Source organism: Eubacterium maltosivorans (assembly GCF_002441855.2).
GTDB classification, from domain to species: domain Bacteria; phylum Bacillota; class Clostridia; order Eubacteriales; family Eubacteriaceae; genus Eubacterium; species Eubacterium maltosivorans.
The window spans coordinates 2869851-2884754 of record NZ_CP029487.1 but is presented as its reverse complement, the minus strand read 5'-3'; the positions used below and the strand labels follow the sequence as shown (position 1 = coordinate 2884754).

11 protein-coding genes are annotated in these 14904 nt (G+C 47.0%); 2 read left to right on the top strand and 9 right to left on the bottom strand.

Going from position 1 to position 14904, the window contains the following annotated elements:
* Positions 1–308: 308 nt before the first annotated feature.
* A complete protein-coding gene (locus CPZ25_RS13510) occupies positions 309–872 on the bottom strand; it encodes a helix-turn-helix domain-containing protein (RefSeq protein WP_096918843.1) in 564 nt (187 codons plus the stop codon).
* A 302-nt stretch (positions 873–1174) separates the two neighbouring features.
* On the opposite strand from CPZ25_RS13510, the gene CPZ25_RS13505 reads away from it, so the two are divergent.
* On the top strand, positions 1175–2641 hold the full coding sequence (locus CPZ25_RS13505) for an L-serine ammonia-lyase, iron-sulfur-dependent, subunit alpha (RefSeq protein WP_341473480.1): 1467 nt from the start codon (positions 1175–1177) through the stop codon (positions 2639–2641).
* 284 nt (positions 2642–2925) lie between these two features.
* Here CPZ25_RS13505 and CPZ25_RS13500 read toward each other — a convergent pair whose 3' ends face one another.
* Genes CPZ25_RS13500 through CPZ25_RS13490 form a run of 3 tightly spaced genes read right to left on the bottom strand, consistent with a single transcriptional unit; the run spans position 2926 to position 7017 of the window.
* Positions 2926–4257, bottom strand: a complete 1332-nt coding sequence (locus tag CPZ25_RS13500; RefSeq protein WP_096918841.1) for a sodium/glutamate symporter — start codon at positions 4255–4257, stop codon at positions 2926–2928.
* A gap of 39 nt (positions 4258–4296) precedes the next feature.
* The gene (locus CPZ25_RS13495) at positions 4297–5565 is read right to left on the bottom strand and encodes an MFS transporter (protein ID WP_096918840.1); all 1269 of its coding nucleotides are present in this window, start codon (positions 5563–5565) and stop codon (positions 4297–4299) included.
* A gap of 12 nt (positions 5566–5577) precedes the next feature.
* Positions 5578–7017, bottom strand: a complete 1440-nt coding sequence (locus CPZ25_RS13490) for a trimethylamine methyltransferase family protein (protein WP_058693012.1) — start codon at positions 7015–7017, stop codon at positions 5578–5580.
* A 255-nt stretch (positions 7018–7272) separates the two neighbouring features.
* Between CPZ25_RS13490 and CPZ25_RS13485 the strand changes: the two genes are divergently transcribed.
* Positions 7273–7911 (top strand): TetR/AcrR family transcriptional regulator, encoded by a 639-nt coding sequence (locus tag CPZ25_RS13485; RefSeq protein WP_058693011.1) that lies wholly within the window; start codon positions 7273–7275, stop codon positions 7909–7911.
* A 66-nt stretch (positions 7912–7977) separates the two neighbouring features.
* On the opposite strand, the gene CPZ25_RS13480 is transcribed toward CPZ25_RS13485, so the two are convergent.
* From CPZ25_RS13480 to CPZ25_RS13460, 5 genes are all read right to left on the bottom strand, one after another.
* Positions 7978–9585, bottom strand: a complete 1608-nt coding sequence (locus CPZ25_RS13480) for a BCCT family transporter (protein ID WP_167495235.1) — start codon at positions 9583–9585, stop codon at positions 7978–7980.
* A 105-nt stretch (positions 9586–9690) separates the two neighbouring features.
* Positions 9691–11094: a trimethylamine methyltransferase family protein gene (locus tag CPZ25_RS13475; RefSeq protein WP_096918838.1), complete on the bottom strand. Its 1404-nt coding sequence runs from the start codon at positions 11092–11094 to the stop codon at positions 9691–9693.
* A 14-nt stretch (positions 11095–11108) separates the two neighbouring features.
* The gene (locus CPZ25_RS13470) at positions 11109–12446 is read right to left on the bottom strand and encodes an MFS transporter (protein ID WP_074616349.1); all 1338 of its coding nucleotides are present in this window, start codon (positions 12444–12446) and stop codon (positions 11109–11111) included.
* A gap of 21 nt (positions 12447–12467) precedes the next feature.
* Positions 12468–13382: a sugar phosphate isomerase/epimerase family protein gene (locus CPZ25_RS13465; protein WP_096918837.1), complete on the bottom strand. Its 915-nt coding sequence runs from the start codon at positions 13380–13382 to the stop codon at positions 12468–12470.
* A gap of 22 nt (positions 13383–13404) precedes the next feature.
* Positions 13405–14868 carry a trimethylamine methyltransferase family protein gene (locus CPZ25_RS13460; protein ID WP_096918836.1) on the bottom strand — a complete coding sequence of 488 codons (1464 nt, stop codon included), beginning with the start codon at positions 14866–14868 and terminating at the stop codon, positions 13405–13407.
* Positions 14869–14904: the final 36 nt, after the last annotated feature.

The window sequence follows — 14904 nt, the reverse complement described above, 5'->3', positions numbered from 1 at the left end:
TAAATTTACAATGCGCATTTGTTGTGAATTATCTAATGCAAGCTTTGTGCCAAAACCCTAATCTGCACAAAACCCCTTTAAACAGACATTTTTTAATAAAGCAATTAAAATTATTTTTCAATTTTATTAAAATAATACCGTTTTTAAAACAAACACGACAATAATTTTGAAAAAAATAAGAACCCTTTCCTGGAAAGAGTTCTTTAAAGAGCGATATTATGAAATTTTTATTTAAACATGGCCGTATATTCCAGTTGAAAGAAACAAAGCAAGCCCTATAAATTTTTCATATATTTGAAATTTCAAACCTACTCTGACTGTAGGCTTTTTACCCAGTAGCTGATACAGCGGGCATCCGTATCATTGCTCAGACTGTGATTCGTTTTAGCCTTGATATAAAATGCGTCTCCCTTGTTCAGGTGATGGTAGTCCTTCTCGATCCGTATTTCCATGCTCCCCTCGATAATCAGGCCTATTTCATCATAGTTATGCACCCAGTTCGAGGCGTCATATTTTGTATGAGGCTCCAGTGTGATACACAGTCCCTCCATCTCATCCTCGCCAAACACAATGGATTCGTAACAGACAGCCCCTTCTTTTTCAAAAATAACCGTACGTTCATTTTTTTTTATGACTGTGCGGCTTTCGATATTTTCCTCCAGCAGCTCACTCAGGGAAACATCCAGAATACCGCATATTTTCTGGATATTCTCAAGGGTAGGGCTGCAGGCGTCACGCTCCAGGTTACTCAAATATCCAATGGACAGCTCTGCCTTTTCGGAAAGCTTTTTTAACGTCAGCCCTTTTTTCTTTCTTAGGTTTCGGAGTTTTTCCCCCACTTTTACAGGTGAAGGCCGCTCGTTGTTTTTCATAGCAAATCCTTTCTGAATCAGAAATTTCTATCATTATTATACTGTATTTGTAAAAAAACACAATGTTATTTTCACAAACGCATAGCAAAATTTCATATATATGAAATTTTTATTGCTTTTTGCCGTAGGCTGCTATATAATACCGCTAAAGATTACTGGAGAGCAGGAGGTTTATCATGCAACGTCAAAGTCCAAGTATATTTAATGATATTGTAGGTCCTATTATGGTTGGTCCTTCAAGTTCACACACATGCGCACCTTCAAGAATCGGCTATCTGTGCAGGCAGCTCGTGGGGGGAAACTTGAAAAAAGTCCGAATTGAATTTGCCAGAGATGGCGCTTATACCGAAATGTATCAGGGACAGCGCTCGGATATGGGATTTATTAACGGGCTTTTGGGCCACAGGCCAGAAGATCCGCGTCTGCGCGACGCCTTTACTCTGGCAAAAGAGGCCGGCGTGGAGGTCACGTTTGAAATCAGTGACTTTGTGCCCATAAAGCCAAATTTATCCCGCATGACACTCTGGGACGACTGCGGAGAGACTGCCGAAATCTATACCGACTCGACAGGCGGAGGAACTGTCCGGTTGTTAAAAATAAACGGGTTTGATGTGTCCATCACAGGCGACTGCTTTGAGCTGGTGCTGCAGAGCGAAGCAAGCGGAAACTCAGCCGAAGAACTGATGCAGGCTTGTCTCTCGCTGTTTTCCGAAAACGAGGGCTCCTCGCTTTCAGCCGGAGATAAGGGCTGTCTTATTAATATTAAAAGCCGAACGGAAATCCCTGAAGAAATCATCAACCGGATTAAGCAGCTTGAAAGCGTTGAGAGTGTTCACCTTATCACCCCGATTCTGGTGGTCACTTCCAATAAAAATGCGGTGCTCCCCTTTCACAGTGCGGAGGAACTGCAGCGTTTGGCGGAAGAAAACCATAAAGAGCTCTGGGAATTGGCCATTGACTATGAAAAGGCGCGGAGCGGCTGGAATGATAAGGCCATAAAAAACTACATGCGTTTTGTCATCGAGACGATGGAAGCTGGTGTCCGGGAAGCCCTCAAGGGCGATATCGAAATGAACGGCGTGCTAAAACCAACCGCCGGAAAAATCGGAAACTTCATCGAACATGACCGGCGCGCTCTGGATATGGGACTATTAAACGCCATGGTCCCTTGGTCTGTGGCGACGATGGAATACAGCAGCGCCATGGGTGTGGTGCTCTGCGCGCCGACGGGCGGCTCGGCCGGTGTTTTTCCCGGCGCTGTTCTGGCAGCGGCAAATCAATTAAAGCTGGACATGGATGAAAAAATAAAACTCATGCTCACAACCGCTGTCATCGGCATCGCCATGTCCAAAGATCATAACTACTCCGCAGAGCTGTACGGATGCCAGGTGGAGCCGGGCGCTGCGTCGGCCATGGCGGCAGGTGCTCTTGTGTTTTTAATGGGGGGAACGCCCAGACAGTCCCTGATGGCAGCCTCCTGTGCCGTTCAGAATATCCTCGGTACAATCTGTGACCCGGTAGCCGGATTGGTCCAGCTGCCCTGTATCAGCCGAAACGCCATGTCTGTGGCCAATTCCCTTGTCAGCGCAAACATGGTGATGGGGGGGTATGATCCGCTGATTCCTCTTGATCAGGCCGCGGAGACGATGTTCAGAGTCGGCATGCAGCTGCCAAGCGAGCTGCGCTGTACCTGTAAGGGCGGTTTATGCACAACACCCTGTGGCCAGCAGCTGGCAAAGGAACAGGATTTGAGAAACCAACAGCGATAAAAAACAAAAGAAAGCAAATGAATTTAACAAATAACTTACTGTCACAGTTAAAAGGTGGCTGAGAGGCTATAAATTTACAGAAAAAACTTTGATGTACGATAAAATTGTCAAAGCAGGTCCAGACGGAAACTTTATCAGACGGACATCAAAAGCCTACAAAAATGATTATTATTTGCCAAACATCCCAACTCGCGTATCACACGGAAACTGGATTACCGACAGAAGCCCGACCATCAAGAAAAAAACAGCCAGAGGATCTCAATTCCTCTGGCTGTTTTGCCCTTTTACTCTGTCGATTTCTTATAAAACCTGGCGCGTAAAACTAATAAAACAAAGCATAAAATCAAAACAACTGAACAAACAAAGCCGTATCCGTATCCCACAAAAACCGGCAAAAACGTTACAATTAAAATCTCCACCAAAGCGATGACAGAATAGGCCAGGGAATAGTCCGTCAAAACCGTTGTTTTGAATTCAGGGTCAAGAATCCTAAGGAGGATGATCCCCATCGCTGCGATTCCTGTGTTCCAGCCAAAAATAAAAATGCCACGCTCAAACCAGTTCGATACAAAATAACGCTTTCCAATGAGAAAAACAAACATAATACAGTACAAAATACCAAACAGGCAAAGAAAGAGTATCGGCTTCCAATAAGCGAACACAATTTTAATATCCAGTGACGCCACACCGAAGAACAGAAGATAATCGGTAATGGAGCTGCCGATGTGAGTGATAATCTCTTTGTCCACATATTGATTAAGCTTAGCCGCTTTTAAAAAGGCATTGATCATAATACCACAGAAAAGGGCAAGACAGACCAGCGGAAGGGCAAAAGGAAGACCCAGTTTTTGATAGTAGAAATCAATCAGATAGGCGCCGCCCGTCGCGGTTAACACTAAACCAATATGCCATGTATAAGTCTCAACAGAAATTGCCGATGTCGTTTTTCTTCCGTAGGCATCCTGCTCATTTGGTGAATAAAATCCTGTTCGCATCGACTCCGGCAGCTTCTGCATGCTTTTAATATATGTAGGGTATCCTTTTGATATGCCATACTTTATTAAGATAATCCCAATTAAAAGGGCTACGATTAAACCGATGGTGGCAAACGTCTGTCCAATAGCGACAGCATGTTCCCATCCTGTTATCTCCTGAAGCGTGCTCCCAATGGCAACGGCATATCCATGTCCACCGACAAATCCGGACGGCAGCAGCAGCGCGATAGAAGTATTGACTGCTGGAAAAAGAAGGGGAATAAAGATGAAGCCTGCCAACAGTGAAAAACCATACTGTCCCAGCTCAGCAGCAAGATTGAGATAGAAAGTGTCCTGCGTCTTTTTAATGGCTTTCATCAGGCCCGTCCCTTTATTTCCAATAAACAAACCTCCGAAAAGAACCACAATGAGAAAAACCGGATAATTGATAATTTCTTTACTGAATGGCAGAACATTCAAAAAGCAGCGTCCACCGACTAAGCCAATAACACCTGCAATCAATGGAGCGGGCAACAGAAGTCTCTGAACAATTTTTACCTTTGAGCGCAAAAACTGCGCAAATACCATCAGCAAAGATGCCAGAGCAAAGTCAATCAGCAAGGTATTAAACGAAAACTCCATGTTCCCCCTCCATTCTGTTCTTTTCTTATGCAGAACATTTTAAATCGTATTTTTGACGCTTTTTTCTGCGCTCTTGGTCCTTTTGAGCAAAATAACCGCTGAGACAATTCCCAAAACTGAAAACACAATGAGAAAAACAAATATTTTATTAAATCCAACCGCAACATTGCCAGCCGCTTCTGCCGCATCGAGCCAGGAACCACAGATCGGCCCTACAAAAAAGTCTGGAATAAAAGCAATAAAGGATATAACACCTGTTGCCATAGCTGTTTTTTCAATCGAAATACCTGCCTGTCCCATTGTTGACCAGTAGGTTGATTTCATAATGTTAACAATAAGCGCTAAAACCAGAGTGATGATTACACACAAAGTGACGTTAAAGGACGTGAATATCACCCCGGCTGTTAAACCTGCAACCAAGGTAAAAAGCACAATAAAAGCCTGTCCTTTATATGAAAATTTATCGACAACATATCCACCTAAAAATCCAGCTACCAAAACAATTATGTAGCTTCTGACAATGCCAATTGTGCTGGCCGTCTGCTGTGAAATATTGAGCACCCGCACTGTGTAGGTCGTCATATAGCCGTTTCCAACCGTCCACGATACATATGCGCACATAACCACAAAAGTAACTACCCAGATCGCCGGATCTTTCACAGCCTCCATGAATCCCTTGAGTCCAGACTTTTCTTTCTTTGCCTCGGCCTTAACCGGGTCTTCGTCTGGCATAATAAAAATCGTCGCAACCAGAAGTAAAACATAGGCAATCATGCAGAAGAAAAGAGCGCCGCGGAATCCTGTAAAAAGTGAATTTCCAACCAGTCCCACAATCCACAGGCAAATGAATCCGGCGATGGTCTGCGCAATCCCGCGCGTCGCTTCACTGCTCCCAAACATTTTTCCCTGATTTTCTTCTGTTCCAAGAGCGCGGACAGCATTTAAATAAGCTGACCAAAAAGTCGCGATGGCAAAGAATGAATGCAGGGCAAAAATAATCATGACCTCAACATATGTGTGTGCCAGCCAATACCAGGCGGTCAACACCAAAAATCCGATTAAAGAAACGATAAAAAGCTTCTTGGTTGAAAACTTGGATGCAAAATACCCGGAAATGGGATAACATACTGTATTAGCCAGGGCTTTAGCCGAAGCCACCAGACCCATCTGCGTATCTGTCAGCATAAACGCTGATTTCATCTGATCATAAAATGTATACCGCAAGGATGGCATATAATAGGCAAATGCGCATACAAAACTGACAAGAATAAAAATCGCAAGCGTCCTTTTTTTAGTCCTCTCGTTCATGTTACTGTCTCCTTAATTAATGCGTTCTTTGAATTCCGATGGCAAATAAGGCTCTAATATCTTCTGCTGTTCTTTTGTGATGTCCGGTGGCGTAAATGCTTCAATACGTTTCTTAATATGCTCTCTTGCAGCTTCCAGGATGTCTTTATTGCCGTTGTTTTGCCAGCTCAACGGATCTTCTTTATTGAACAGGTGCGGCACGACAAACTCCTCGCGGAACATTTTAGGGGTTCTTCCCATCAGAAAGCTCCCTTTCGGGCCGATCTTTTCAATTTCATCTCGGCAAAACCGTTTATCCTCGCAGTTTATTCCTTCTCTTATCCGAAGCGCATAGCGAATAACATCTTCATCCAAAACAAATTTTTCTGCACTGCCCACATTAAACTGTCCTAAGCAACCAGCTCCATGAAGAATCACATCGGTGTCTGCATCCACTGTCGCCTGAGTAATCAGAGTGGTTTCACATCCTGCCTGAAAATCGCATGTTTTAGAATCGGCCAGACTGCCGCCTGTCCTGAAAGGCAGATTATAAAGATCGGCCAACCCAGCGGTCGCATAGACACCAAGGGCTGTCTCGGCAGAACCGATTGACAGCTGCAGCGTGTGCAGATTAGCGGAAGCGGGTGTATTCCCATAGACAACAGCAACCTCCGGGTTCAGAAGCTTTGCCAGCACATAGCCGCCTAAAACTTCTGCGTTGCTGACCGCAAGCTCTCCCGCCATGGAACCCGGCACTGTCATCTTGGGCATTGGCACGCTGGTTATCAGAAGCGCCTGATTTTCTTCGCAACAGGTAAAAATCATCTCAACCGGAGCAAAGTGCATGCTCAGCGGTGTCAACGTTGTTGTCAGGCCAAGGCCGCAAATTTTATCTTTTGACACTCCTTCGAAGCGGCGCGTAAACTGAAACAGCTCTCTGCAGATCGCCCGCATTTTTTCAGCCGGATCCTTAAGTGGATTTGGCCTGATAAATAAAGTCATCTTTTTTGAATATCTGAGCATGATGGCAATGGAGCCAAAACGCCTCTGAGCATCGGTCAAATGGTCGGTTTCAATCATAAAATTACAGTTAGACACATTGATAACATCGCTTGTTTCAGATAGAATAAACTGATTAACATAATCCCGGTTCGTACATTTACGAATTTTACCATGGTCATTATTATAAATATATCCGGCCAGCGGAACAAAAAGCTTTGACCCCTTACCGACTGTTTTCGTACACTTATGGCTCGTATACTCAAAGCTGGGCTTTGCGAGCTTCAGCGCATCCTCAACCATCTTTCTCGGAATATAAACCTTATGTCCATCAACCTTCGCCCCATGCTTTTTAAACACCTCACAGGCTTCATCGTGATCAAATTCCATCCCCACTGTTTGCAAAATATCCAAACTATTTTCATGGATTTTCAGAATATCATTTTTTGAAATAAATCTTTCATATGCTTTCAATGTTTTCCCCCCTATGCGGAAACAAGTAAACACCAGCATGTCTAGAATAGCAGTGTATTACTCAGCAGTTTGGTAAAGGACTTCACTCCTTTATTGACCCCATTATATAAATATATTTTAAATTTGTCAATATTTGTTTTAAATTATTTTAAACAGTTCAAAATAATTTAAAACAAATATTGAATCTGTTGACTTTGTTTTTTTCAAAGTGTATAATTAATGAAAATACATAAACAGGATAACAGAGGCATAAAAATGGCAAAAAAAAGAGATAAAAATGAAATTTATAATAAACTCTTAAGTGAAACCAAAAATCTGTTTAAGCAAAATGGCTATGACGGAACCTCAATGCGTGATATCGCTGCGGCTGCAGGTGTTAATGTATCTTTAACCTACTATTATTTTCCAGACGGAAAATATACCATCGCAAAAATGATGTGCGATGATTTTTCGAGGAAATGCGCTAAAACAATGCATGATTATCTGGATGATCAGGACCCCTTGCTCTACTCACTTGTTTTTTACCGCTATATTCTGCGCGAATTGCTCGACAGTAAAAATGATTTAGATTTTTATATCGAAACCTGGATGGACGCAGACTATATATCACCACCCTTATTTTTATTTACATATAATGCCTTTCAGGACATGAACCGAACAGAAGATTATCAGTTTTCAGAAAAGCTTGGCATTAAGTCTAACGGCATCTGGACTGCCCTGAACAAGGCAAAGATCTCCGGTACCATCGAGATTTCCTACGAAGAAATACGTGACGAAACAGACACCGCCCGAATGCTGATGATGGGGCTTTCCTATCAGGAAGCACGGGAATATATTGATCTCGCAGAAAAACAGCTTGCCCAGATCCCGGTTATGCATTATACGATTCTATAAAGTTTTTTGGTGAAAAATGAAAATGCCCAGATCTCTTACAATAAAGAGATCTGGGCATTCTTAAGTTTATGCCTTTTCTTTCTCCATCTGCTCCCGCTGCCTTTCTTCCTCCATTTCCTCAATATAAGTCGCGTCATACCGATCGCGGTGCAGAATAAATTTCACGCCGGCAATGAGCACGATGATCGTAAAAATAACTGCCGGGAAACCCAGAGCGACGATTACCTGATTGAGGGCGTCGTAACCGCCCACAAAAAGGAGTACCATTGTCAGCGCACCCATAAAAATCGCGACTGCTGCGTTCAGGCTTTTGGGGATTTTGGTCAGGGAGACGTCCGTCGACGTTTTTTTCATCAAAAGCATGGGGAAAGAGTAGGCTACAGAATCCGAGAAGGTGATAAAGGTCATCATGGCAACAATGATAAAGACCCATTTCATGACGGAACCCAGGGGGAGGGTGTCTAAAAACGCGAAGGTCGCGATACCATCGCCGAACTGCTGCATCTGGGCAAAGAGATCGCTGCCGTTTAAAATACCCATCATGGCGTTACCGCCAAAGGCGGCGTACCAGGTAAACACAACCGTACAGGGCAGCAGGCAGTTGACTAAAAGAAACTGGCGCAGCGTACGTCCATAGGCGATACTGACGTAAAACAGGGCCTGCATGAGGGCCGGCACCAGATTCCAGGCATAGTAGAACATGGAGTTGCTGCTCTGCCAGCCGGTCTGATAGACCGGATCACCAAAGGAGATCATGGGAATAAAATCCCTCACAAATTCGCCAAGAGCCGTAAAAAGCAGGGTAAAAGTTTCATTAGCGCTCGTGGCCAGTATGACAAAAACCAGAATCACAGCGTAGCACACGGCATTGACATTGCTGAGATATCCCATGAGCTTATGGGCGCCGGAGGTGGCAAAAATGACGGACGCCACTGTATAGATGATGATTAAAACTACTTCAAAGCTGGGTGTCTGGTCCATTCCGGCCACCGTACCAATGCCCGCGTTCAGCTGGATAACGGCGAGTCCCATGTTGGTTCCGCAGACAATCAGGCAGACTACCATGAGGATATTCGCGATATTCCCGATCCAGGTTTTGGATTTTTCACCAATCAGCGGAAATAGCGTGGAGCTCCCCCGCAGGTCCCGCTTTCCATTGTAATAGACCAGGGCCAGAATCATGGCGAAAAAGACCATCAAAAAATACGGGGGAATACCGTAGTGCAGAAAACAATATTTCAGACTGGGAATGACCGCCTCAGGGCTTCCGGCCGCCACGTGCAGAAATTCCGGAGGGTTCATAAAAGCGTTGACCGGGCCGGACACACCATAAAAGCAGATGCCGACAGCGATGGTGCCCGTAAGCGACAGGGTGCACCAGGTAAAAAGGCTGAAGCTCGGCTTAGCTTTTTTTCCGCCAAGCCTTATACTGCCGTACCTGCCAAAGATCAGCCAGAAGCAGACAATGGTAATGGCACAGACACAGATGATGTAAAGCCATTTAAAGTGTGCCATAATAAAATCAACGCAGGCGCCGAGCATTGACTCGAACTGTTCGGGGAAAGCTGCGCCAGCGACCACTACCAGGAGCAGGCAGACTCCTCCTGGAATCAGCACGCTCTTATCAACTGCCTTCCACATACTTCCGTTCTTCTTTTCCTTTTTACCAGACATGTTACCCTCCTTTTTATACATGTTCTCCAAACAGACAGGACTGGGGAGGTTCCGCCTGTAAAGGGACCTCTGCCCAGCCTGAAATATATTTTTATTCTCAGCCTTTTAATACCAGAATTCTTTTGGAATATATTTTTCGATCAGTGCTTTCTGGCCGCTGTCCATTTCGGGCATGACGTATTCCTCCAGACGCTTCTGGTAAGCGGCTCTGGTTTTGCTCTTGATGGTTGGTTTTCCCGCCGCAACCCAGTTGCCGTGGGAAAGGCGGTTACAGATATCTGGCATAAAGTAGTCGTTTCGATACAGGCGGGTGGTTCTTCCCAGAAAATCTCCGCCAGGGCCGGCCTTCTGAATTTTGTCAAACAGCAGGGTTTCCTCTGTGACCTCATAGCCGCGGACAAAACGTTCGATGGACTGGATCATCTCTTCATCATAGATATACTTATCATAGCTGATGGTGTTGACAGAGTCCAGCATACCGCAGGACAGCAGCATGACGTCCACGCCGGACATAATGGCCGCGTAGCCGCTGTTGAAGGATTCGACGCCGGATTGGATATCCATATCCTTGGCATCATTCATCAAGCCGCCGGTGCGAACTGGCATGCCGTAAAAGTTTGCCAGTGATTTGGCGGTCTGGAAGATCAGCGACTGCTCCGGACTGCCCATTGTGCCTACAGTATAGCGCAGATCTGAGCCAAGCCCCTGGAGGCCGTATACCACCGGGACGCCTGGGTTAATAAGCTGTGTCAGCACAACGCCGGCCAGAATTTCTGTATTGGCTACCAGAATATGTGAGGCCAGTGTATCCGGAACGGTCAGACCGCTCATGCCCGCCGAGGTGACAAAGGTTGCCTGTCCCTCTGACGCGTACTTGATCAGGCCTTCACACATGGCCTGTGAATAGTGGAAGGGGGAGGCGACGTTGATGAGTCCAGAAACTACGCAGCGCTTGTCCGAATCGTCTATGCCATAAAAGCGGCGCACCATATCGATACATTCGGCGGCGCTTTTTCTGCCGTCAACCATGCCCATGAGCGGCTTGTCCAGATACATGAGCGTGGCCGCCATGGCGTAGTTGCTCCGGTCCTCGGGCTTGATCTTCGGCATATCCATGTTGTTGGGATTACCGATAGTCACCACCTTGCTGCTCTGGTCGAGCTTTGCGAAATTAGCGAAATCAAGGGGGGTTGGGAAATGGTAGTCGTCGTCCTCATAAACGTACATGGGACCATAGCTAGAGGCGTAAACAGGCTTTCCGTCCCCCAGCGTGAGGGAGCCTTTTCTGCCGTACCACTCGTAGGTTTTCGGAATGGTTTTCAGCGCGTCGTCCAGCATTTTTTCTTCGATAAATACGGTTTCTCCGTCCACCCGGGCGCCGTGTTTTTTGAAAATTTCCAGCGCCTCGTCACAGTAAAAGACAACGCCGGTCTCCTTTAAAAGTCTCAGTGAATGTGAATGGATCAGCTCCAGCTCTTCCTGCGGAGCAAAGTTATAGGTCTGTTTCATATTTTATCTCCTGTTTATTTGACTTCCGCCGCCTGATCGGCGGACGGTTCCTGTTTGTTTTTAGCCTGTAATTTTTTTGAGTAAGCCATGGTAATCCCCGCGGTGATAATCCCTAAAATACCGCAGCCGATGGCCCAGTACCAGATAAAATCATAGCCTGCGTTGCCGTAGGCGTCCAGCCATGAGCCGGCAAGCTTGGCAAAGTAGATATCCGGGGTATAGCAGATCAGCGAGATGATTCCGGTAGATACGCCAGTGAGCGAAAGGGGAATGCCGACTTCACCCAGAGTTGCAAAGTAGATGCCGCGCATCCCGGTATAAACGGTGGCAAAGACAAAGGTGACGACAATACACATCATGGTGGCATCCCTGGTCAGGATCATCACCACAGTCATAATGGTGGCCAGCACCAGGTAAATTCCCAGCGTTTTAACCTTTGAGCCGATCTTATCCGCAATAAACCCGATGGCCAGGGTGGAGAGGCCCGCGATGATATAATTACGGATTACCGCAAAATTGCTGGCCTGTGTTTCCGAAATGCCCAGAACGTTGGTGGTGTAAGTGCCCAGATAGCCCGCGCCTGCTGAGGTAAAGGAAAAGCAGAAGAAAATCAGCAGCGCCAGCAGCCAGGTACCCGGCATTTTTAAAACCGTGACGATATTCTTCATGCTGAAGCCTTCCTGGACCACCTCATTGCCCTCCTCTGCGCCGATGATTCTGCCCGGCACCAGAATAAAGATCAGGACTGCCAAAATAATGAACAGGGCGCCGTTGAAGAACAACATCATCTGCCACTGCTGCCCCAGCACCTGCGGGTCAATCCCGGTTCCCGGAAAAACCGCTTTGTTTAAAAGGCTTGCGCCGAAAAAACCGATCAGTGTTCCCACAATGGCCCTTACAAATTCAGACGTGGAGTACATTCTTCCCTGTTCAGCATCTGTCCCCATTTTACGGACAACCTTCAGATAAGCTGACCAGATGAAAATACTGGTGCCGATGCCGTATAAAATATGAATGATCATAATTTCAATGCTTCCAGGGACAATGCCATACCAAAATGAGGCCAGCCCCATCATCACAGCGCCGATAACCAGCAGATTTCGCTCACTGAACTTATCGGCCAGTATCCCCCCGATCGGGTAGATCAAAACAGAGAAAATTCCAAACCACAGCCCAATATCCCCAATAAATTCATGGGCGTAGGACGCGGACACAATGGGTTTAAACTGTGTAAAGACAATGATCATCTGATCATAATAGTTGTAGCGTAAAAACGGAACATAGACCATGATGCCGCCCAGCAGAGAAACCAGCGCCAGCACGACCCATCTTTTTTTCCCGGTTACTTTCATATTATTACCCCCTCTTCCCGCTTAGCGTCCGCGGACGCCGAGCTTTAACACATTGCGCAGATAGTCGATGCTTTTCTTGCAGGCCTCGATTTCCTTTTCTCTCGCAGCCTCCAGTGTATCCTCCCCAATCTCATATTCCACCTCAAAGGTGATTCGGGAAAGAGGGGCCTGCTCCTTCAGCATTTTCAGGATTTTGGCGCAGTCGATATCCCCATCACCGATGGCCACACCGATGGAGTGGGTGCCGTCCGGGTCGATGACCAGCTTGTTGTCGCAGAAGTGGCAGCAGTTCGCGTAGGGCGCCATCTTCTCTGCGCAGGCTTCCGGGCCTTCCAGTACACACAGAGAATTGATGGTGTCCAGACATGCCCCGATACTCGGATGGTTCAGCTGTTTTACCAGCCAGATAACCTCATCGGCGTAGGTATCGCAGTGGTTCTCGATGGAAACCTGAAGCCCCAGCGCTTCCATGAGCGGAATATTCTCTTTGAATTCATGGTAGCGCGCTGCCAGCTGTACCATGACATCCGGGTGGAAGCAGGTGCCGTACAACGGTTTTGGCCGCTCGATGTCCAGGCTGAATTTCACCAGATCTGCGCCCATGGCCTTGCCGTTTAACAGAGCGTCGCGCACGGTGGAGTTGACACGCGGGTCGCAGGGGGCGTCAAAGGATACGTTGTATTCCAGGTAGAGCCCGTGATCCTCAGCCGCGGCCTTCACCTCTGCCAGATGGGCGGCGTCAAGGGTTTCCAGATCCACGTTGGTGATGTGGAGTCCGTCCAGTCCCCATTCCACAGCCAGATCCATGAGCTGCATGAGGTTGATGGACTTTTCAAAGGCGTGGGGGTCGTCAAATCCCCAGCTCTCACCAAGTCCGCTGAGGTGAAGGGTATAGGTGTGCATACCTAACTGTAATTGTCGGTCATTTGATCTCATTGTTTTACGCTCCTCTTATCTTTTATAAATCGTATTTGTAGCCTTCCGGCAGGTATTCATTCAACAGCTTTTTCTGGGTGGTGGTAACATCCGGCAGTTCGTAGCTTTCCAGGCGTTCATTTACCACACTGCGGGCCCGGGCAACCAGATTGCCGTTCTTTTCAATAACGTCCGCCGGCGAGCCGCCCTCACGGATAAAAATGTTCGGGAAGTAGTTTTCCATGCGGTAATCCTTTGGCGTGCGGCCTTTCAGATAATTGCCGCGCGGTCCGGTTTTTTTAATGAGGTCAAAATACAGCTTGTCCTCGGTGATGTCAAGGCCCTGGTTCACACGTTTGAGGTAAGCGATGTTTTCTTCATCCAGCACAAAGTTTTCAAGGGAGCCGAGGTTATAACCGCCGTAAGCGCCTGCGGCGTTCAGGATAAAGTCGGTTTTGCCGAGCATGCCGGTCATGAGGGTCATCATGGATTCCGCGCCGCACTGGAAATCCAGGTCAACCGCAGTGGTCGCGGATACGCCGGAGCGCACTGGCAGGTTATAATAACGCCCCATGGCGACCAGGCCCATCTGCATGAGCACGGCTTCGGGCGCGCCGGTAGCCAGCTGGACATTGCGCATGTCGGTGGGGGAGGTCACTGAGCCGTAAACCGCGCCCACCCCAGGGTTTATGAGCTGTGTCAGCACTATACCAGCCAGAATATTGGCGTTATCCTGAACAATGGCGCTGGCCAGTGTCGGAGGACAGGTCAGGTTCGTCATGGAGCAGGAGATAATGATCACAGGCTGGTTTTCCTGAACCGCGCCGATGATGGTGTCTGCTACTTCTGCGCCAATGGCCAGCGGCGACAGCACACAGCAGTTGGACATGGTTACCGGCTTGTCCCAGATGTCATAAAATTCGCGGTGCAGCTTGACCAGTCTGCGGTTGGCTTCGATCAGCGAGCCTTTTTTATAGTTGATGGGCGTAATGGTGTTGCCCTGGTAAATGGGCTTCTGGCAGTATTTCAGGCCCATGGCTGCCTGCGGTGTGTGGAAATCATCGCCGGATTTATCCAAATCGTCGGTATTCTGGCAGGAATGCGTGGGCATGCTGATGACCTTGCTGGTTTCCTGAAGAATGTAATACTGCTCAACATCCTTTAAATTGGCTGGGCGGTAGGTATTGTTTTCAAAATCCTGGATAGTGGTGGGCGCCACCGGACCCGCGCAGATCGTGGGGGCGCTCTCGCCGAGGGTCAGCTTGCCGGACGGGCTGTAAATATCAAATTCCTTTGGCACAGTGGACAGGCCTTTTTTTAAGAGGGCTTCGTCAATAAAGATCTTATGGCCTTCGACGCGGGCGCCGTTCTTTTTAAAGACCTCGGCGGCAGCATCACTCTCGATGATCACACCAACCTCGGATAAAATTTTCAGAGTATATTCGTGGATCAGCTCAATTTCGTCTTTTGTGATATATTTCTCAAATAAATTACGGTTTGGGTACATGTTTTTCCTCCAATTTTTCATATCAGTCATTTTTCA

Excerpts from the sequence above, each read along its gene's own strand:
- CPZ25_RS13500 (WP_096918841.1), bottom strand. The coding sequence starts at position 4,257 with ATGGAGTTTTCGTTTAATACCTTGCTGATTGACTTTGCTCTGGCATCT.
- CPZ25_RS13470 (WP_074616349.1), bottom strand. The coding sequence starts at position 12,446 with ATGAAAGTAACCGGGAAAAAAAGATGGGTCGTGCTGGCGCTGGTTTCT.
- CPZ25_RS13475 (WP_096918838.1), bottom strand. The coding sequence starts at position 11,094 with ATGAAACAGACCTATAACTTTGCTCCGCAGGAAGAGCTGGAGCTGATC.
- CPZ25_RS13460 (WP_096918836.1), bottom strand. The coding sequence starts at position 14,868 with ATGTACCCAAACCGTAATTTATTTGAGAAATATATCACAAAAGACGAA.
- CPZ25_RS13495 (WP_096918840.1), bottom strand. The coding sequence starts at position 5,565 with ATGAACGAGAGGACTAAAAAAAGGACGCTTGCGATTTTTATTCTTGTC.
- CPZ25_RS13480 (WP_167495235.1), bottom strand. The coding sequence starts at position 9,585 with ATGTCTGGTAAAAAGGAAAAGAAGAACGGAAGTATGTGGAAGGCAGTT.
- CPZ25_RS13465 (WP_096918837.1), bottom strand. The coding sequence starts at position 13,382 with ATGAGATCAAATGACCGACAATTACAGTTAGGTATGCACACCTATACC.
- CPZ25_RS13510 (WP_096918843.1), bottom strand. The coding sequence starts at position 872 with ATGAAAAACAACGAGCGGCCTTCACCTGTAAAAGTGGGGGAAAAACTC.
- CPZ25_RS13485 (WP_058693011.1), top strand. The coding sequence starts at position 7,273 with ATGGCAAAAAAAAGAGATAAAAATGAAATTTATAATAAACTCTTAAGT.